This window comes from Paenibacillus sp. FSL M7-1414 (assembly GCF_038003195.1).
Taxonomy (GTDB): Bacteria; Bacillota; Bacilli; order Paenibacillales; family Paenibacillaceae; genus Paenibacillus; species Paenibacillus amylolyticus.
Genome location: NZ_JBBOOS010000001.1, coordinates 3,983,461 through 4,001,378 on the forward strand (window position 1 = coordinate 3,983,461; position 17,918 = coordinate 4,001,378).

General features: G+C 45.3%; 19 protein-coding genes and 1 riboswitch. All 19 genes read right to left on the minus strand.

Going from position 1 to position 17,918, the window contains the following annotated elements; all coding sequences use genetic code 11:
• Nucleotides 1–11 precede the first annotated feature (11 nt).
• Nucleotides 12–121, minus strand: a riboswitch (TPP riboswitch).
• Between the two features lie 75 nt (nucleotides 122–196).
• On the minus strand, nucleotides 197–1,747 hold the full coding sequence (locus tag MHH92_RS17270) for an ABC-F family ATP-binding cassette domain-containing protein (RefSeq protein WP_340905192.1): 1,551 nt from the start codon (nucleotides 1,745–1,747) through the stop codon (nucleotides 197–199).
• 138 nt (nucleotides 1,748–1,885) lie between these two features.
• A complete protein-coding gene (locus MHH92_RS17275; RefSeq protein WP_340905194.1) occupies nucleotides 1,886–2,869 on the minus strand; it encodes a hypothetical protein in 984 nt (327 codons plus the stop codon).
• Nucleotides 2,856–3,407 (minus strand): hypothetical protein, encoded by a 552-nt coding sequence (locus tag MHH92_RS17280; RefSeq protein ID WP_340905196.1) that lies wholly within the window; start codon nucleotides 3,405–3,407, stop codon nucleotides 2,856–2,858. Before MHH92_RS17280 ends, MHH92_RS17275 begins: the two co-directional genes overlap by 14 nt.
• A complete protein-coding gene (locus tag MHH92_RS17285; protein WP_340905198.1) occupies nucleotides 3,404–3,802 on the minus strand; it encodes a hypothetical protein in 399 nt (132 codons plus the stop codon). Before MHH92_RS17285 ends, MHH92_RS17280 begins: the two co-directional genes overlap by 4 nt.
• 16 nt (nucleotides 3,803–3,818) lie before the next feature.
• Complete coding sequence (locus MHH92_RS17290) at nucleotides 3,819–4,304, minus strand: hypothetical protein (protein ID WP_036673846.1); 486 nt, start codon at nucleotides 4,302–4,304, stop codon at nucleotides 3,819–3,821.
• A gap of 62 nt (nucleotides 4,305–4,366) precedes the next feature.
• Nucleotides 4,367–6,433, minus strand: coding sequence for a hypothetical protein (locus MHH92_RS17295; protein ID WP_340905200.1), 2,067 nt, complete (start codon nucleotides 6,431–6,433; stop codon nucleotides 4,367–4,369).
• Nucleotides 6,423–8,249 (minus strand): ATPase, T2SS/T4P/T4SS family, encoded by a 1,827-nt coding sequence (locus MHH92_RS17300; RefSeq protein ID WP_340905202.1) that lies wholly within the window; start codon nucleotides 8,247–8,249, stop codon nucleotides 6,423–6,425. Before MHH92_RS17300 ends, MHH92_RS17295 begins: the two co-directional genes overlap by 11 nt.
• Before the next feature lie 7 nt (nucleotides 8,250–8,256).
• Nucleotides 8,257–9,087 (minus strand): hypothetical protein, encoded by an 831-nt coding sequence (locus tag MHH92_RS17305; RefSeq protein ID WP_340905204.1) that lies wholly within the window; start codon nucleotides 9,085–9,087, stop codon nucleotides 8,257–8,259.
• Nucleotides 9,084–9,797: a hypothetical protein gene (locus tag MHH92_RS17310; protein WP_340905206.1), complete on the minus strand. Its 714-nt coding sequence runs from the start codon at nucleotides 9,795–9,797 to the stop codon at nucleotides 9,084–9,086. Before MHH92_RS17310 ends, MHH92_RS17305 begins: the two co-directional genes overlap by 4 nt.
• A gap of 75 nt (nucleotides 9,798–9,872) precedes the next feature.
• Nucleotides 9,873–10,892, minus strand: a complete 1,020-nt coding sequence (locus tag MHH92_RS17315) for an SAF domain-containing protein (RefSeq protein ID WP_340905208.1) — start codon at nucleotides 10,890–10,892, stop codon at nucleotides 9,873–9,875.
• Between the two features lie 24 nt (nucleotides 10,893–10,916).
• Nucleotides 10,917–12,395 (minus strand): serine/threonine protein kinase, encoded by a 1,479-nt coding sequence (locus MHH92_RS17320; protein ID WP_340905209.1) that lies wholly within the window; start codon nucleotides 12,393–12,395, stop codon nucleotides 10,917–10,919.
• A 227-nt stretch (nucleotides 12,396–12,622) separates the two neighbouring features.
• The gene (locus MHH92_RS17325; RefSeq protein WP_340905211.1) at nucleotides 12,623–13,672 is read right to left on the minus strand and encodes an SAM-dependent methyltransferase; all 1,050 of its coding nucleotides are present in this window, start codon (nucleotides 13,670–13,672) and stop codon (nucleotides 12,623–12,625) included.
• Between the two features lie 6 nt (nucleotides 13,673–13,678).
• The gene (locus tag MHH92_RS17330; protein ID WP_340907699.1) at nucleotides 13,679–14,452 is read right to left on the minus strand and encodes an ABC transporter ATP-binding protein; all 774 of its coding nucleotides are present in this window, start codon (nucleotides 14,450–14,452) and stop codon (nucleotides 13,679–13,681) included.
• A 2-nt stretch (nucleotides 14,453–14,454) separates the two neighbouring features.
• Nucleotides 14,455–14,772: a thioredoxin family protein gene (locus MHH92_RS17335; protein ID WP_076210096.1), complete on the minus strand. Its 318-nt coding sequence runs from the start codon at nucleotides 14,770–14,772 to the stop codon at nucleotides 14,455–14,457.
• Nucleotides 14,772–15,110, minus strand: coding sequence for a cyclic-phosphate processing receiver domain-containing protein (locus MHH92_RS17340; protein ID WP_017688046.1), 339 nt, complete (start codon nucleotides 15,108–15,110; stop codon nucleotides 14,772–14,774). Before MHH92_RS17340 ends, MHH92_RS17335 begins: the two co-directional genes overlap by 1 nt.
• A gap of 19 nt (nucleotides 15,111–15,129) precedes the next feature.
• Nucleotides 15,130–15,978, minus strand: coding sequence for a deoxyribonuclease IV (locus MHH92_RS17345; protein WP_100527376.1), 849 nt, complete (start codon nucleotides 15,976–15,978; stop codon nucleotides 15,130–15,132).
• On the minus strand, nucleotides 15,968–16,789 hold the full coding sequence (locus MHH92_RS17350) for an Fpg/Nei family DNA glycosylase (protein WP_091029323.1): 822 nt from the start codon (nucleotides 16,787–16,789) through the stop codon (nucleotides 15,968–15,970). The genes MHH92_RS17345 and MHH92_RS17350 overlap by 11 nt, the downstream gene beginning before the upstream one ends.
• Before the next feature lie 6 nt (nucleotides 16,790–16,795).
• Nucleotides 16,796–17,605 (minus strand): TIGR01457 family HAD-type hydrolase, encoded by an 810-nt coding sequence (locus MHH92_RS17355; protein ID WP_340905217.1) that lies wholly within the window; start codon nucleotides 17,603–17,605, stop codon nucleotides 16,796–16,798.
• An 81-nt stretch (nucleotides 17,606–17,686) separates the two neighbouring features.
• A complete protein-coding gene (locus MHH92_RS17360) occupies nucleotides 17,687–17,833 on the minus strand; it encodes a hypothetical protein (RefSeq protein ID WP_157116158.1) in 147 nt (48 codons plus the stop codon).
• Nucleotides 17,834–17,918: the final 85 nt, after the last annotated feature.

Sequence of the window (17,918 nt, forward strand, 5' to 3'; positions counted from 1 at the left end):
CGTCATTCACTGAAACGCGCTCGCCACTTCCCTACGCTGGTATGATCCAGATCAGGTGCAAAGGGTCCGGAATCGCATTCTTCCATCTCAGCCACATCGTGCGGCCCCCCTAGTGTTCATATGAAGTTGTAGCCTATGTTACCATAGAAGGATTTTTTTGTCACCGTTCATTTCTATTAAGCGTTGCTTGAATTGTCTAGTTTTTCTCAGACCATTCTTCAACATTCCATGTTTTGGTAATCCAACCCTCGTAGAAATCAGGTTCATGAGATACCAGCAACACCGTTCCCTTGAATTCTTGCAAGGCACGCTGTAACTCAGCTTTAGCTGTGACATCCAAATGGTTCGTCGGCTCATCGAATAGAATCCAGTTGCTTTCACGCATCAAGAGTTTGCATAGACGAACCTTGGCTTGCTCTCCACCACTCAGCATGTTAAGCGGACGGGTAATGTGCTCATTTTTCAACCCGCAGCGAGCGAGATGACCCCGGACTTCATTTTGGGTCAAATGTGAAAACTCATTCCACACATCCTCAATCGGCGTGATATTCCCAGCACGAACTTCCTGCTCAAAATAGGCCGTTTCGAGATAATCTCCCAAGAAAGTCTTTCCACTGAGTGGAGATATTTTTCCCAGGATGGTTTTCAGCAGTGTTGATTTACCCACACCATTACAACCTACGATGGCAATTTTCTCACCACGTTCAATTGTCATTGTCATCTTAGGCAGCAAAGGATACGTATATCCAATTTCAAAATCAATGCCCTCAAAGACCGTTTTGCTACTCGCACGGGCATCCTTGAATTTGAATGTTGGTTTGGCCGCTTCATCTGGACGATCAATACGTTCAATTCTGTCCAGCTGTTTCTCCCGGCTCTTCGCTCGACCTGAAGTTGAAGCACGTGCCTTGTTACGCTGAATGAAATCTTCCTGCTTCTTGATGTACTCTTGCTGCTTCTCGTACGCATCAATATGCTGGGCTTTATTCATATCAGCCATCTCGAGGAACTTGTCATAGTTCGCTGCATATCTCGTTAATTTGGCAAATTCCAAATGATAAATGACATTTACGACTTCATTCATGAATTCCGTGTCATGGGAGATTAAAAGAAACGCATGAGGGTAGTCCTTCAGGTAACGTGACAACCATTCAATGTGCTCTACATCCAGATAGTTGGTCGGCTCATCCAGCAAAAGGGCTGTAGGTTTCTCAAGCAGAAGCTTGGCAAGAAGCACCTTGGTACGTTGCCCACCACTTAGAGCTGCGACATCCCGATCAAGACCAATTGCGGACAAACCAAGACCATTGGCCATCTCTTCCACTTTTACGTCAATCAGATAAAAATCGCCCTGTTCCAGTTGTTCCTGAATATCGCCCATCTCTTCCAGCAACTGCTCCAGCTTATCTGGATCTGCATCTGCCATCTGGTCCGTTATATTCATCATTTCTTTTTCTAATTCAAGCAACGGAAGGAATGCATCTTTAAGAACGTCACGAATGGTTTTGCCTGGGGTAAGCTTCGTGTGCTGATCCAGATATCCATAACGGACCTTAGGTGTCCATTCCACTTTTCCACTATCTTTAAGCAATTTACCGGTAAGGATGTTCATTAATGTGGATTTACCCACACCATTGGCACCAACAAGTCCTACACGCTCTCCGGCAAGTAAACGAAACGATACATTTTTAAATAACGTGCGATCTCCAAAATTGTGACTTACGTTCTCTACTGACAATAAACTCATAAGATGAGGTTGCTCCTATCTATTAGACATTACTTTTATTATTGTTCCGAAACCCTATTCTAGCACAGGTCCCGTCTTTTCTGAAAGTAATGTAAACAGTTCAGGAACCTCTTACATAATTTTGTCATACAGGCTACCCTAACGATTAGAGCATTTATATTCGAAATAGCCTTGTGCAGCTGCTTGTCTTGCGTCTGTGAACACCTCTTCAGCACGGTAACCATTGCCACAAGTGGAGGGATAATAGTACTTGATACCCGTTAAAGGATCTACCCCACCTACGATGGCCGTTTTCTTCACAAGTCTGCCTCCACCGATTGCGTAGTTGTTGATCTTCTGGTCACCCACACCTATACCTTGGATAAAGGCCATAATCCCTGTATCATTAATGGAGTTGTACCAATCTTCCTGCGCAATCAGGGGCATCGTAAACGTATAGGAAATACCGTTCTTTCTGGCAAACTCATTATGGCGGTTAATCACATCAGCCAGATCATCCTGTACAGCAGTCACAATCCGGCTTTGTCTAACTTGCTCAAATACGCTGGTATTCTGAAGTAAAGGAATCTGTGTGCTTGAGGCCAGTTCTTTTTGGAATCCCTCAATCCATTTCCCTGCGCTTGCGTCAAAGGCATATACGTAGTCGTCCAGTGTAAAGTTAATACTGTTACCATTAGAATCTGAATATGTATAAGGTTTCTTGGGACTCCACACTTGCCTTAAAGAATCTTCACGGTTTCCTGTCAACTCTGTTTCTGTGGACAACATATAATAGCCATCATAATCCAGAATAACCACGGCAGGAATGTAATTAAACATGTTTCGAATAGCTGCAGGATCATTCTGAATCCCCATATTCAAAGCCATCGTCTGCGTAAATGTCAACAAGGCAAGCTCTTTGTCCGCTTTAACAAACTTGGTTGAATCATAACCTGCTTCATCATTTTGCTTCTCATTCTGATGCATCACTGCACCTGCATCCATGACTGCGGTTTGAAGTGCAGCTCTGTATCGTTGGCCAAGATATTGAGCCTCTTCGGCATCTTGGGTATGGAGTGAGATGATCCAGAAGAGCGGGAAAAAGATCAGCACGAATACAATGGAAAGCTCAGTAATCTTCATTGAGGACCATACCTCCGTATGTTACAAATACTGCTGAACCCTGAGCCGTACCACTCAACCATTCACGAATGAGCATGGAAGGTGTACGATTTGTATTTTGGAGAGTAACGGTGAAAAAATCCCCTGTCGTCAACGTATATCTTCGGCCAGCATCATCAATCGGTATCACACCTGAGGATGGGAATAGTCTTTCTCGAATCTGAGCTGCATAATATCCATCCTGCACTACCTCATAGGTCCCGTTAAAACTGTTATTGTCCATCGGATCCATATAATGAGGTACATATTTCTTATGTAAATGTTCCATGGATACCTCATACACATTGCCTGTCTGAGCCAGTTGCTCCTCAAACTCAGCCAACATTCGAGGTGAAATATACCCTTTTGTTCGAACAGCATCAACAAAACGTGTTACATTCTGAACAGCCGTCATACGTGCTATATCATCCTGCCGATCGGCTGTTTCAGCAGCTGGGTACACATAGAGCAGAAGGACTGCGAGCAATACGGCAAGCAGCTTGGATGCGGCATTAATCAATTCACACTCGCCTCCTTCCAAAAAAAAATCTTGAGCAGTTCTCCAGTTTCATTTCTTATAAACTCTGGTCTGTAGGTGGCATCGAGCTGGACAGGAATCGTCTCTGTTTTGCTGACAAGTGGATCGATCACATACGAAGTTCCATCTACCTCCACAGTAATGCCTGTGCCTGTCATCTGTCTAACGGTATGCAACACTTCCGCACCACTATACTGATACGGATTGGTGGTATGCAGTGTTGTTGTCAGCCGACCTTCCATGCCTGCTGTTGTCTGTACTCTGTCGTTCAAGGCCGCTGATAAAATCTTAACATTCTGTTGCCCGTACAGGCAGGCTGTCACAAACAGGACAACCGCCGTACAAAACAACATGAGATGCTGTGTATTCCTTGACATGTTAAACCAACTCCTGTCAGGATTGCTGGAAGATCAGCCCTCTTACCACGTTCGAACGGTCTTTTACGATAATGGCTTTGAATTTACCACTTGGATTGACATATTGATTTTCTTTTTCACTCATGGTCTGGTTAATAATCCCCACTTTATCGTCGGGTGCAATAACCGAGCCGTAGTCCGCATTATTGAGATCCTGTGAAATGTTTAATTGATTGCCGTACCATTGACCCGCTTTATTTTTACCTGTAATAACTTGAATACCGAACTGATCCTTGTCCGCATATTTACGCAGCGCATTCGTTACCTGTGATCCACTGATGGTTGTTCCGTCATATACCGTAAATGCAGCCTGGGACAACTCGGTTTGGATATCAGCAAAATTGTTCTGGGCCGTCTTGGTTGCCTCCTGAGCCGAAATAAACAACAGAACTACAATTGTGATCAAAGCGATTGTTAAGAATATCCCTGCTGCCACCTTTAAAGCGCTTGATGCATTGTTCATGATAAATCCTCCCAAGTTATAAGTTATTAAACTATTTCAGACTGTCACACAGATGAATTGTGCTACAGTTTCTGAATTTGCTCATAATAAATGCTCATCTGTAAGAAGCTCATACCGACTAATGGAATAACCAGATACAAAAAGATAAGGGCGTACATAGGTGTAAATCCAATGGTTCTCCCCCATGATGCTTTGACATCTATCATTTTGCTGTACTCCTGTTTGCGTTGTTCAAAATAAAATGCCATCATGCTCTCAAGATCATCGAAGGCTTCACATATTGAGATTTTGCCAAGGGCAAGCTGTAATTTATCAACCAGTCGCTGGAACTCGGGCAAGCCCGCCTCCTCCTTTAATTGTTCAAGTGCAAGCTCTGGTCCATGTTCAAAATGCAACAAACATTTTTGCAGCGGGCGCTTGAAAATGACGGCAAATCGATTAAGCCACTCCAATATCTCCTCGACTGACATCCGGTCCATCTCACGCAAAATGGAAATCACTGTCTGGAATTGATATATTTCATGTCGCATATCCAACCTTCGCATTTTCCGCTGAAATAACATGAGCCATACGGGCATGTAGTACCCTGCTGCACCCATGAGAATGGCTATAATCATTTCCCACCAGCGTACATATTGCTTGTTATACACCTCAAGTTTCTGCATAATGCGCGTGATGGTCTCATTCTGGGTATCATGGTCTAACTGAACTGGAGATAACTGCTGTAACGCTTTGGAGACTTCTTCGTATGTAGCTCCTCGGTTCATTTCTACACTTTCCAACACGGATTGATCCAACGCTGTTTTTTCCTCAGCTTTCCTGAGATCCGCTTCAGCCATTGCACCAAACATTCGATCATCGCGGATTGGATCATACAAGATGTGGTTACGTTCAACCTGGTGCAACAGCAAGATGCACACCATTGTAAGGACCAAACAACCTGCGAATAACATCACTCGACGAATGGCAAGCCATTCGTATTTCAACTCTGAACTGCTCTCCCTCATGAGCCGTATCGTTTGACTGTACTGTGCACTGCCAGGTTTCGCTGCAAACAACATCGCCAATTTCCGTATGAAGGTCTGCCTGTACAGAAACTGATCCAACCATGAATGCTTATGCCCTGACCGGTAACGGGTCTCATCGTATTGCTGGAGCCTTTGCAGAAGCAAATAAACAAGGATAATGATGACATAGATCGATATTTTGGTAACAAAACCGATTTTGCTGCGATAAAATTCATCCATCGTTGGGAAACTGACTCTGGCCCAGCGTTCGATTGGAGCGGTGAACAATACCGGAGCTAGCGCGATGATATTAAGTCCTTTGAGCAGGTAATCCAATTTATCACGCCGCAAAATCTCCAGATGGATCTCCTGAGTCAGGTTACCCAGTCCGTTAAGATAAATAGAGCCTTGTGCTCTGTCCTTATCCCCAAACTCCATAACCATGTAAGAAACGCCGGCGAATCCTTTGAGAAAACGGTTGGGAGCCACTTCATAATAACGCTCAAGTGCTTCATTTGGATCTGGAGAAGTTAGAGCTTCGTAGATCAGTCTTACCTGTTCTGCTGCTTCTCCTGTACCTGCTTCAGCGGCTTCATAGAGCGCTTCCTCAACCATGCCATGCTGATGATACCGATGCCTTACATCTGCAAAGACATCCAACATCTGCACCAGCAACCTTTTTTCCATACGACTGAGGCACATATCCAATACCAAGCTGTTTAGCACCACAGCACAGAGTACGGAAAGTATTACAAAAGCGATACCCGGCTGCAGAAGAAATAGAATGACACTTATGCCTCCATAACCTCCAAGAATAATCAGAACCACTGTCATCGTCAGCCTGCGAAGTGAGGGCTGATCCCCAACATGGCGGAATGAAATACGTTTCTGCACCTGTAGAATATAAGCTGATAGCAGTGGCACTTTCATTCCAAGACGGTAGGACTGCAACAAGATTGATCCCAGTCCCTTGAATCCCTTCCCGGTAGGAGCAAAAATCACGCCGGATTGACTTGTTGAACCACCTCCTCTGTGACGTAACATGCTTAAAACCAGAAGTGTGATCAGCAAACCTCCTGCACAAATACTTAATACGAGGAGCAAAATCCATTTAATTGTCATGCTGATCACCCCAGTGTTGCTTCATAAACAGTTCAAACTTCTCGGCATCCTTTAATGTCATCTGTTCTCGCATATCCACCATGCTTCCAGAGGAGATTGGAGCTGTTGAAACATACGCTCCATCTCTGTACTCCACAACATTACGAAATGTAAAACCTGCCCTCTCTTCCACACTGTCACCTTGACTCGCACGAGGAAGACACTCCGTAATTCGTTCGATATATCTTCGTCCCTCAGCATCTTTCTTCATATGAACATCGAAATTGATGACACTCACAACCTGCTCCTCAGCAATATGCTCATGCTGGAACATACCTGTCTTGAGCAAGGAATTACGGAGGGAGAAGACCAGATCACGAAACGTTTTGGCATGGTGGGTAAACAGGGTGAACAGACTGGCAACCTGAGACATTTGAATCATCCATGCGGCCACCTCATCACTCGCCACCTCACCGAGAATATTGACGGTACCATCCGTTTTTTTCTGCAAATCAAGCCCTTGTTGACCTGAAATGTGTTCAGTCTCTCGGAAACTCAAAATATTACGCCGACTATAGATCCGTCTTAATTGAAGTTCAAACGCCATCTCCTGCACCCGAAGGGTGTACGATGCATAGATGTGTTTGACCATAGCCATAAGCAACGTTGTTTTACCAGAACCCTGCGCCCCGGTTACAGCTGTGATCCGGCTTCCTTTCATCAGGTATTGAAGCAATGTAATTGGCAGATTTGCGTTGTTACCCGTAATCAATTGTTCAAGTGAAGCATTCGGAATATCGAACTTCCGCACGAAGAACGCCCATGATTCTGCAAAAGGTGGTCTAACAACAACGACACGGGAGCCGTCTTTCATCTCGTTCACCTTGTATCCACTTGCTTCCGACAACTGTCCGGGATAATTGTATTTGTATATATTCTGGCATACCCTTTTCAGTTCACGAATACTGCCGAAGGACAGAAAGGATAGATGAATGGACTTACCTTTATAGAAAATCCAGACACTTTCCATGCCGCTAAGCGGTTCTTCATATGCATCATCCTCCAGTCCTTGATCCAGCAAATCATTCCATGATGCCGGTTTTTGAAGCCCCATATTATGAACAGCATCAAGCATACCGCTGACACCACCACTAACGCCGTCAATACGTTGGTCTCTTATCTCATCAACAACCGAGAACCCTTTATAATGCTGATAGATACGTTGAACGATAATATCCGTCTTTTCTCTGAATCCAAGCTCTCGATATTCGCACTCGAACACATACTGAATATCCTCCTCAGAGATATAATAACTTCCTCCATCGTCCGTACCTTCCTCCATCCTCAGTCTGCCAAGATCGTATGTATCAATCATTCGGGAGAGTGCATCCACACCGAATTGCTGTCGGTACAGATAAAACACAATTTCGAATCGGTCCTGGATCGTCAACAAATCTGGTTCTGCAAACAAAATAACTTCATCTACATTTGATTTGTTCAGCCCTATGCTTCGGGTCAGGAGATCCCCTATCAGATTTTTGACATACGTTTTGTCGCTGATACTGCCTGAGACACAGCCCTTCAGTGCTTTTCTCATCTCGGCACGCTGATTAATTCTTCGACGATATTCCTCTTCATGCAGACCCGCATCCGCGAGCTGACTATGACTAAGCTCATGAAGTGAGTTCTTCACCTGTTCAATCAACATGTCAATCGTGAATGATTCCTGTTCAGGCACACGAGCATTCTTTTCACGAAGAAATGTTCTATACTTGAACCAGATATAAGTCAGGCACAGAATTAAAATCAAACTTATCCATATGGTATTCCAGAGCATTGGAGGTTCAGGCTCCCCTTTCCAGCCTCTTCAGAACTGTGCGCATACCTGCACCGTCCATAATCAGGCGAGCGAGTTCGCTCATGCTTGCAGCAAAACTCCCTTTACGAATATCCTTATCCTCAGTCAAACTTTCCAACTGCAAGTATCTAGCGACATCTCGCCGATTCATTGCATCCAGGTATCCGGTTGTGTACGGTATGGCAGATATCGTGCCTTTATATCTGAACTGGCGCCGAATATTGGAAAGCGTTGCACGGGAATGCGAATCGTATTTGTTAATTACAACATGTATATTCTTATTGTTCATTCGTTCTGGCAGGATATCTTCAAAGAACAACTCTAGATTTCGCATATTTTGATCGAGATTAATTACAACATAGTCCGCCTGTTGCAGCTTGAGCTGTGAATCAACACCAGCATGATCCGCATCTAGAAGAACCAGATCATAATACTCGTTAGCTACATTTAGCAGCTTTTTCACTGTCTCACCATGTTCCTGCGGGGAACGTTCCATCTCATCAATTCTTCCGGTTAGGAAATCAAGTCTTTCCTTCAGAAGTGGCTTGGTATAATCCCTGAGATTGTGCTTATTCAGACTGCCACTCGAATGCAGCCGTTCAATCGCATCCCAGCCACCCTCTTCGAAGGAGAACATAAAATCCGCTGAATCCGTATCTTTGGATGGTAGAGCAGCTTCTGTGCCAGTTCCGGCAAGGCCTGCATTAACAAGTAACACTCTTGTCCTATAGTGAAGTGCCATCGCATAAGCACTAATTAATGTGCTCGAAGTGCAACCTGTTCCTGCAAAAGGGCTCCAAAAGGTAATGGTGCTCATGCTCTCATCCTCTCTGCTTCTTTCATCGCACGGCGACTGCGAACACTTTCCCAACCTGTTAACTGCTCGACCACGCGACACAATGATTTTTTGTAATTTCGTGACAAAGGTCCAAGATGAATTCGGCGATGATGCTCATTCTCAAGCTTAACCGCAGCTGTTAACTCATCCCACGGAAGCACTAAGGATTCTCCTGTCCACACAAACGGACTACCCTCCAGATACGCCCACAGATAACGAGCTTCAAGCTTGCAGTCAACCCCGTTAATTAAGAGCCGCTGAAATGACAGCTCACCAGGTAATGACTGTTCTTCAAGCAACCGCTTCAACCATCCCTTGCCACGTTCCAGATTGTAACGCTCATAATCACTCACCCAGACTCTTACATCAGCGGTTAGCCAGAGATTACGTGATGCAAAATGTGAGGTCTCCATGTCATATAACACATAGTCATAACTGTCCAATCGCTCTCCATTTACTTCAAGATGATTCTCTACAGCTGCTGAAGTGACAAAATGACAAGCGATATCAAATCCTTCAAATTCCGTAATTCGCAAAGACTGCTGACTGTCACCTACACCGTACCCATACTTCTGCTGTAAGGTTCCATCTACGAGTAGGACCTTGTTGCCTGTTGAAGCCAATATCTTGCAAAGATATAACATCAGATCATTCTTCTCACATAAACCCGCAAAGATCCATGTATGCATAGATGTTACAACTCCTTTCTTTTTCTCAAACTCCCTGTTATCTGAATTATTCTAAATTAAACCTCGGATTTCACTTTATTCTCCACCCGTTAACAAGCTCTGTTGTTCTGTTTGTGAAGCATCAGCAGGATCATTTACGCTTCCAGCATTAGCTCCTGCTCCGTTTCCTGAACCATCATTCCACATCACCCCATCCGACGTTGCCGGATTATTTGATGATGGACGGCTGCTATAGGTAACTGAGGATTGTGCCACATCCTGTTCAACCCCTTTTGATGGTGCTGTCATGGAAGCGGCCAGTGAACTTTCAAGCGAACTTCGCACCTGTCTGGATAATTCCTGTTCGGCTCGTCGAACAATATTCGGATCACTCTCCAGCAGTTTTAACACTTCTGAATTGGCAGGATACGTCGCGATTGCAGGTGTCTGAAACTGTGGTTCTACATAGGTTAAGGCATAGATTGAAGCTTTATGTAAATAGGCATCTACAATTGCACTTGAGAGTGACAGAATCTCTTCCTCCGTCATCGTAATCCATAAGGTAGCTGCATTGAGTCGTTCCACTTTTTTCTTCGATAAGAGAACATAGTCTTGTCCGGTAGGGAATTGGATACGAACATCAATAATATCTCCCTTAACAAGTGAGGACGGCAGTAATACAACTTGCAGCTCTCGATTTCTTAAATCGGGCGGTGCCGGTACATCCTCATACACCATCTCAGTGGTAATGGCTGTTCCTTTTTTTAACTCTATTTTGGCCACTTGGCCTTCCATCTGCTTGGTACTGGACCAGAGGTTTCGCGGTGCTTGTGCATCCGGAACAGCAATGAGCTTCAGATCCTCCGGTAATATCGGTTCACCTGCTTCAATATCCCGAATCGTAACCCATCCTTGTGCTCCCGAATCCCATTGTTGCTTTAATTCAGCTTCCTTTTCCTCATATGCCGATAAATAACGGGCTTCTACAGCTGACCTGACATCCCCCATCGTTTTGACATTGTAAATAACATATCCTCCGAACACCAACCCTACAGCTCCTGCTCCAATAAGTCCGGCATAGATCAGTTGACGGCTTTGTTTTCTTAATTTAGACAAAAGAGGCTCTCCTTTCGTAATCTTCTAATCATGTACTTTCCTTCGTGAAAAAAACGAACGTTTCTTGGGCTGCTGTGCCATCATATGCGTTAAAATATGAGAAAACACTTTATCCATCTGTGCGTCCTTGTCAAAAGGATCAGTATGTAACGGCAGACCATATACACTCGATGTATCCAGAGCTTTACGAATGCGCTGAACAGCCTCACCTGCTGCCAAAGGCAGACAATATATCCATTTCTCTCGTGGATACCGATGATGTGATCGAACAAAAGCGCCAATCTCCGCCTGTCTCCATTCGGCACCTGAGCCTATAACAATAGGCAGATCTGCACGCAGGAATTCTTCCAGCCGGTTCTGGTCCTGACCACTACCGAGATCCATCACGATGAACTGATAACTCCCCCCAAGCAAAGACAAAATATCCGCTCGCCCGGATTGTTTCCAATAATGCACACCATCCACTGCAAACTGTCTGCCTGCTGGCACCGGTTTACCCGCTTGAGCGATTTGTTGAATCCTTGCAAAGGATTGAGAGCGAGGTGACATTTCAATCACAGCTACTTTGAAGTTTTGCCTTTCGAGATAATGACTGATAGCTATAGCTGTGTGGGTAACCCCTACACCAGATGAAGCACCAGTTAGGGCAATAACTCTTGTTCCCCCATTCAAGGTCATCGTTGTATCTCCACCGGGCATTGTTCCGCCGGGTATTCGGAGCAGTTCCTTCCTTACCTCATCGGCAGATTGGAATCGCTCTTCGGCATTATACCTTAACAGTCTTCTCGCCACAGGGATGTATGTCCGCGGAACATCACTCCGGATAGAGCTTTCCACACCCTGAATCCATTCCGTATACGCACCACTTGTCATAAGATACAGGAGCAATGCTCCGAGTCCATATAGATCTGAACGTGCATCGGTCTGACCCGAGCCATATTGTTCTGGAGCGGCAAAACCAGCGGTTCCCAACTTAACGGTATCTTCAGCACTTTGCGGTTTGTAACTTCTGGCGATGCCAAAATCAATTAATCTCACTTCATATTCCGGCGTAATCATGATGTTTGATGGTTTCAGATCCCTATAGATCACAGGTGGATTCAGATTATGTAAATAACTCAACACATCCAGCAATTGAAGTACAAGCTCCGTCAACTGCTCCATCGGGATCTTCCCACGACACTGCTTGAAATACTCACTGAGCGTTAACCCGTCGATGTATTCCATCACCAAGTATGTGTACCCGTCTTCATCCGGGACAAAAAAATCAACAATTTGCGGCAATCTTGGATGGCGAAGTGATGTCAGAAGAGCGGCTTCCGTCTCCATACTGCCTTCATATGGCATTATCGTTACACTTTCTTTAATTGCCCATATCTTGCCCGGCAACTTCAGATCCTCCGCCTCGTATACATGGCTCATTCCGCCTGTTCCCAGAATGGATACGATACGATATCTCCCTCCCAGCAGGCTCCCGCGTTCCAGCCTGGCCGGATGTCTCATACCAATTCCTCCTTCATTACACAACAAAAAAGGGAAAGCTTCACCGAAGTAGAACAGACCGGATATCCGGTTTTGTTCACTTCGGGATGCTTTCCCTCAGGTTTGTTATGGTTAATATTGGTATCATTATAGTACAGGCAGGAATAGATTGTAAAGCACAAAATATAATGAGCTTAATCGAATCAATTTCATAATACCTTTAACTGCTTTAATCAAGGCTAGATCTCTTAATATTTGACCATATAAAGTGTAATCTCTTCCCGGTTATGGAACAACTGCTTGGAACGTTGAATCTGCATCCGCGAACGCTCAAATGTATCAATAACATCTTTAATGAGTGCGAGCGGTTTTTTATGCAATAACTTCACGGTAACAATCGCTGTTCCCCCAGGCTGAAGGCTATATAGAAGATCCGACACAAGTCGGCTCATCAGCTTCGGACTCCAACTCATATCACATACGAGCAGGTCGAATTCTCCTTCACGGAAGCGCACATCCCCTGCATTCTTTTTCAAGAAAGTCAGTTTGGGTGATGCCAGCAGCGTTGCATCCATCTTCGCCGGATCTACCGCCGTTACTTCAAGCCCGCGTTCAAGCAGGAACGAAGTCCATCCACCTGGTGCAGCGCCGATATCAAGTGCTTTATGAAATGAAGTAAAGTCAATGCCAAACGTTTGCTCGGCTTCAAGCAATTTGAACTTAGCACGCGAGATCTGCCCATCTTCTTTTTGAAAACGTACGGCTCCCCCGCTCCAGTCTGACAAGTTCTGTTCAGGTCTGGATATGCCAGCATATAGCATATCATTCGTTGCAAATACAGAAATGACATATTCAGCATCACGTACAACCCATTCACAGCCTAGCTCATCCAGCTTTTCAGTTAGCAGTTGCTTCAATGAGGCTGCATTTTCTTGCCAAAAGGCCCCTTCTGTCTTCCGTACCTGTAGCACGACAGAGGCACCTTTCAATTCCTTATGATTCAACACAAATGCAATCAATTTCTCAATAGACTGCTCCGAATCTTCTGTATTCTCCTGAAACTGAACAGGTTGAATATGACGTAAAAACGTTGGATACTCTGCCCACAGCTTATCTGCAACTTCTTCCTCCGCTACAGGCAGACCCGCAAGCAGTATTTCTCCTGGTACGAGTACCGTGCTCTTCACCGCACCAAACGTACGGCGCAACTCTTCCTGAGCATAAGGGGCAAAGCCATGATTGGCTGTGCAGATAAAACGGGAGAAGTTGCCTTCTTCCCAAGACGATTGTGTACTCAAATTGTGTTACCCTCCAGAACGTACGCGTATCCACGGACGACCATTATCCCACTGGATATCGACCGGAACATCGTACGTATGCTTAATTGTATCTTGTGTCAAAACTTCATGTTTGGGGCCGGCTGCCGCAATACGTCCATCGCGGATCAAGGCCACATGTGTAAATAAAGGTACGATTTCTTCAACATGATGTGTTACATACACAACTGTAATGTTACGCTGGCGCAGACGATCAATCTCAGCCAGCATTTTCTCACGTTCATATAAATCAAGTCCGGCACAAGGCTCGTCCATAATCAGCAATTTTGGCTCAGCCATTAATGAACGAGCAAGCATGACTTTTTTGCGCTCCCCTTGGGATAACGTTCCAAGCGGGTTGTTGGCCAAGTTGGTAAAACCCATGTCATCCAGCAAACTCATTGCTTTTGCTTTTACTTCATCCGGAATTGTCTGATAAAAACGCAAAAAAGCATAAGCTCCTGTAGCGACGACCTCCCATACCGGATCTCTTGGCGTGAGTTTCTCAATTAACGTTTGGCTGATATAACCGATTTCCTTACGTACTTCCCTGACGTCACATTGTCCATACAAATTACCGAGTACTTCAATACGTCCCTGGCTTGGAAACATATATCCGTTCATCATTTCCAACAACGTTGTTTTGCCAGAACCATTCCGACCCAGAATAACCCAATGTTCGCCTTGTTCAATGCGCAAATGTACATTATCCAAAATCTGATTATCTTCTCGTCTAAGTGAGACATGTTCCATCGAGATTATACTCATTTCAGCACCGCCTTCCGGATCTCCGAGAGCAAATGCTCCACAGAACTCATCCGATAAACCATTTTTGGAACATCTAACTGGCCATCAAAAAGCATCACTGCTGGAACGCTTGAAATTTGAAATTGTTGTACAAGTTCAGGAATGTCATGAATGTTCATTTCGAATAAAATACCTTCTGGCAGCATGTGCTCAACAACCTCCAACATACGCCGTGCTGCCGCACATGTCCCACATAAAGGGGTATATATAAATACAGCCTGTGGCATGCCTTCCCATACACTGCGCATTAACATTTTGGATGTAATTGGCTTCATTAACTTTCTTCTCCCGCGGCAACACGCAGCATGACCTCACCCGTCATTGGTCCATTATGAATGGTTACCGAATCCGGTTTATTGCTATATAACATCTCGTACATCTGGCGTTTCCCAAACATACTGGACGTATGCAAATAGATCTCGCGCGGAAATAAACCTTCTCGTACAATGGATGCCGCGACCTCACCGCCATTGGGCGAATCTGGGCCAAGCTCATAATCCAGAGACAAAATGTCCACGTCACCTTCTCTTAGCAGCATCAGGCACTCTTCTGCATTCGTTGCCAGAACAAATCCTTTCGGACAGGCCCGATAGTCATCCAAAAAAACATGCATACAATCGCTCCTCTCCCCATTATAACCAGGAACGCATGAGCGCTATATCATCACGGTGCGTTCCATCTTCACCCGTTTCTGTCTCGAGCACAACAACCGCATTTCGGAACTCAGGCGCCTTTAACAATGCTTTCATTGATTCATTGCCGATATATCCCTGTCCGATCCTCGCATGTCTATCCTTACACAAACCAGACGCATATTTGGAATCATTAAAATGGACAGCAGCAACATTATCCCAGTATCCGAGCATCCTGCCCTTTTCGAGCATCGCCGCTTCGTTGCCTGACGACCACAAACCTGAAGCAAAAGCATGGCATGTGTCAAAACAAAATGCAATATGCTCCGGATATCGGCTCAATTTGCGAATCTGTATCATTTCTTCCATTGTCGTGCCCATCGGGCCATGATCACCTGCCTGATTTTCAATCAGCACCTTTGAATGTCCATTCCAATTCTCCAAGGCGGTATCCAGACAATGAATGAGGTTCTGATAACCCTCCAGCGGATCGTTTGTTTTGATATGTCCAAAATGGACCACCGTCCCAACAGAACCGCAAGCATTCGAAATTTCAAGATCATTGCGAATAGAAGCTATTGTAGCATGAAACCCCGCCTCTCCACGGGTCATGCCCAACGCCGGATTCGTGGGATAGGGTGAATGTGCAATCGAAGCAAGTCCCTGCTGTTCACACCAATCCCTGCACTGCTCAGCATCCTTGAGATCCAGACTTTTCAGACCAAGACTACGCGGGTTCTTCGGAAAATACTGAAACGCCGTTGCCCCCATCACATGTGCTCTCTTGGCTGCCTGAAGAAATCCGCCTCTGGTGCTGACATGTGCCCCGATTCCGGTTTTAGGCTTCATGCTGGCATTTCGGACAGAAGAATGCCTTCTTGCCCGTAATTTCCACTCGTTCAATCGTTCCCCCGCAGCGCGGACAAGTCTCGCCTTCCCGATCGTATACGCGACATTGCTCGTCAAAACTTCCTGTCTTCGTATCCCCTTGCATCAGCGGCATTTCCATATAACCGCCCTCAGAAGCTGCTTCACGCAACACGGACTGCATTGAATGGAACAAACGCTCCGTCAACTCTGGTGAAGTCGCGATGTTCTGCGTTTTGGAGCTTGGTCTCAGACCGGCAGCAAAAGCAATCTCATCCGAATAACAATTGCCAATCCCCGCAATAATATGTTGGTTTACCAACGTTGTCTTAAGCGTACCCCGGCGACCTTTCAACAGAGAAGCAAAACGTTCCACATTCATCCGTCGATCTAAAGGTTCAGGTCCAAGATCAGACATCGCCTCTTCGGTTTCTTTCGAAGTAAGCAGATGTAAATAACCCAAGCGCAGTCCGATAAAGAATAAAATGTGATCGCCAAACTGAATTTCCACTTGTGTGGAACGATCAGGACGTTCTTCTTCCGTGCCCCAGAAAATCATACCGCCCAACATGAGGTGCAGCACCAGGCGTTTGCCATTAGCCAAGTGGAAAATCAGATGCTTCGCTCGGCGCTCAACAAATATGATGCGATTACCTGTAAGTTCATTGATAAACAGATCAGGCTCCGTATTTATCGTTTTATCGCGATTAATTACAACACCTGTAATCAGTAGATCAAGTATTTTCTCGGACAGCAAGGTCCGGTAATTTTCCATTTCCGGTAGTTCCGGCATCGTACATTACCCCTTTTTGGAAGCTTGGTCTGCCTCTTGCGACAGCCACTCCATCAATTTATGCAAATCTTCAAACACATGATCAGGTCGAGCCTTCGCTGCTTGAATGTGTCCATCCATATTATCCCGTGTTGTCACACCGGTAAGTACCAACAGCGTCTCACACCCTGCTGCCACTCCAGCTGCAATATCGGTTCGCATATTATCTCCGATCACTGCCACTTCATGAGACGCCAGGTTTAGCCGGCTAATGGCTGACTTCATTATAACACTCGATGGCTTGCCAATAACGGTAGGATGAACTCCGGTTGCTGCTTCAATTGCTGCTCCAATAGTTCCCGCCCCAGGTGTCAGTCCATCATCGGAAGGAAGCTGCAGATCCGGGTTGGTCATGATGAATTTTGATCCCGCATTAATCCACCTTAGCGCCTTGGTCAGTTTATGATAGGAAAATTCACGATCAATCCCCTGTATCACGTAATCTGGTACATCTTCCGTCAGCTGTAGTCCTGCTTCTTCTATGGCTTCCAGCAGTCCTGCTTCTCCAATACATGCCACTTTTGCACCCGGGGACTCTTTAGCAACATATTCAGCAGCCGCCACAGCAGAAGTACATACTTGAGACGCGTCGGCAGGTATGCCCATCCCGTTCAGATGATCTGCCACACCTTGTGGTGTACGGGAAGAATTATTTGTTACGAATAAATACGGCTTTCCTAGCTCTTGCAGTGTTCGAATAAGCTGATCGGCTCCTTCGATACGATGTCTGCCATGATAGAGCGTACCATCCAAGTCAATCAGATAGGCCTTAATCACACACAGCACTTCCTTTCTTCATTCCATTAACGTTTCATGTCCTTAATCATTTACCTCGAACTTGACCGCGAACCTATGTATTCAGGCAAAAAATAATGGCTTGCTGGCATATGCACGCAACAAGTCGAACCGGATCGAACACCGACGGTTTAACTCGCGCGTCTTCTGTACAAGCTTGTCATTTCCTGCGCTTTCCCGGAAAATAATTTGAATCATTTCCCTCTTCATATTGCCCATCCTACACGCTTTCTGACCAGATTGCAAAAGGGACCGCGGGAGTTCCTCTCCCTCAGTCCCGTGCAATTACCCGGAT

Coding starts and splice junctions, on each gene's coding strand:
- MHH92_RS17275 (WP_340905194.1), bottom strand. CDS start 2,869: ATGAAGATTACTGAGCTTTCCATTGTATTCGTGCTGATCTTTTTCCCG.
- MHH92_RS17310 (WP_340905206.1), bottom strand. CDS start 9,797: ATGCATACATGGATCTTTGCGGGTTTATGTGAGAAGAATGATCTGATG.
- MHH92_RS17295 (WP_340905200.1), bottom strand. CDS start 6,433: ATGACAATTAAATGGATTTTGCTCCTCGTATTAAGTATTTGTGCAGGA.
- MHH92_RS17290 (WP_036673846.1), bottom strand. CDS start 4,304: ATGAACAATGCATCAAGCGCTTTAAAGGTGGCAGCAGGGATATTCTTA.
- MHH92_RS17320 (WP_340905209.1), bottom strand. CDS start 12,395: ATGAGACATCCGGCCAGGCTGGAACGCGGGAGCCTGCTGGGAGGGAGA.
- MHH92_RS17345 (WP_100527376.1), bottom strand. CDS start 15,978: ATGAAGCCTAAAACCGGAATCGGGGCACATGTCAGCACCAGAGGCGGA.
- MHH92_RS17335 (WP_076210096.1), bottom strand. CDS start 14,772: ATGAAGCCAATTACATCCAAAATGTTAATGCGCAGTGTATGGGAAGGC.
- MHH92_RS17360 (WP_157116158.1), bottom strand. CDS start 17,833: ATGAAGAGGGAAATGATTCAAATTATTTTCCGGGAAAGCGCAGGAAAT.
- MHH92_RS17340 (WP_017688046.1), bottom strand. CDS start 15,110: ATGCATGTTTTTTTGGATGACTATCGGGCCTGTCCGAAAGGATTTGTT.
- MHH92_RS17305 (WP_340905204.1), bottom strand. CDS start 9,087: ATGAGCACCATTACCTTTTGGAGCCCTTTTGCAGGAACAGGTTGCACT.
- MHH92_RS17300 (WP_340905202.1), bottom strand. CDS start 8,249: ATGCTCTGGAATACCATATGGATAAGTTTGATTTTAATTCTGTGCCTG.
- MHH92_RS17350 (WP_091029323.1), bottom strand. CDS start 16,789: ATGCCGGAACTACCGGAAATGGAAAATTACCGGACCTTGCTGTCCGAG.
- MHH92_RS17285 (WP_340905198.1), bottom strand. CDS start 3,802: ATGTCAAGGAATACACAGCATCTCATGTTGTTTTGTACGGCGGTTGTC.
- MHH92_RS17270 (WP_340905192.1), bottom strand. CDS start 1,747: ATGAGTTTATTGTCAGTAGAGAACGTAAGTCACAATTTTGGAGATCGC.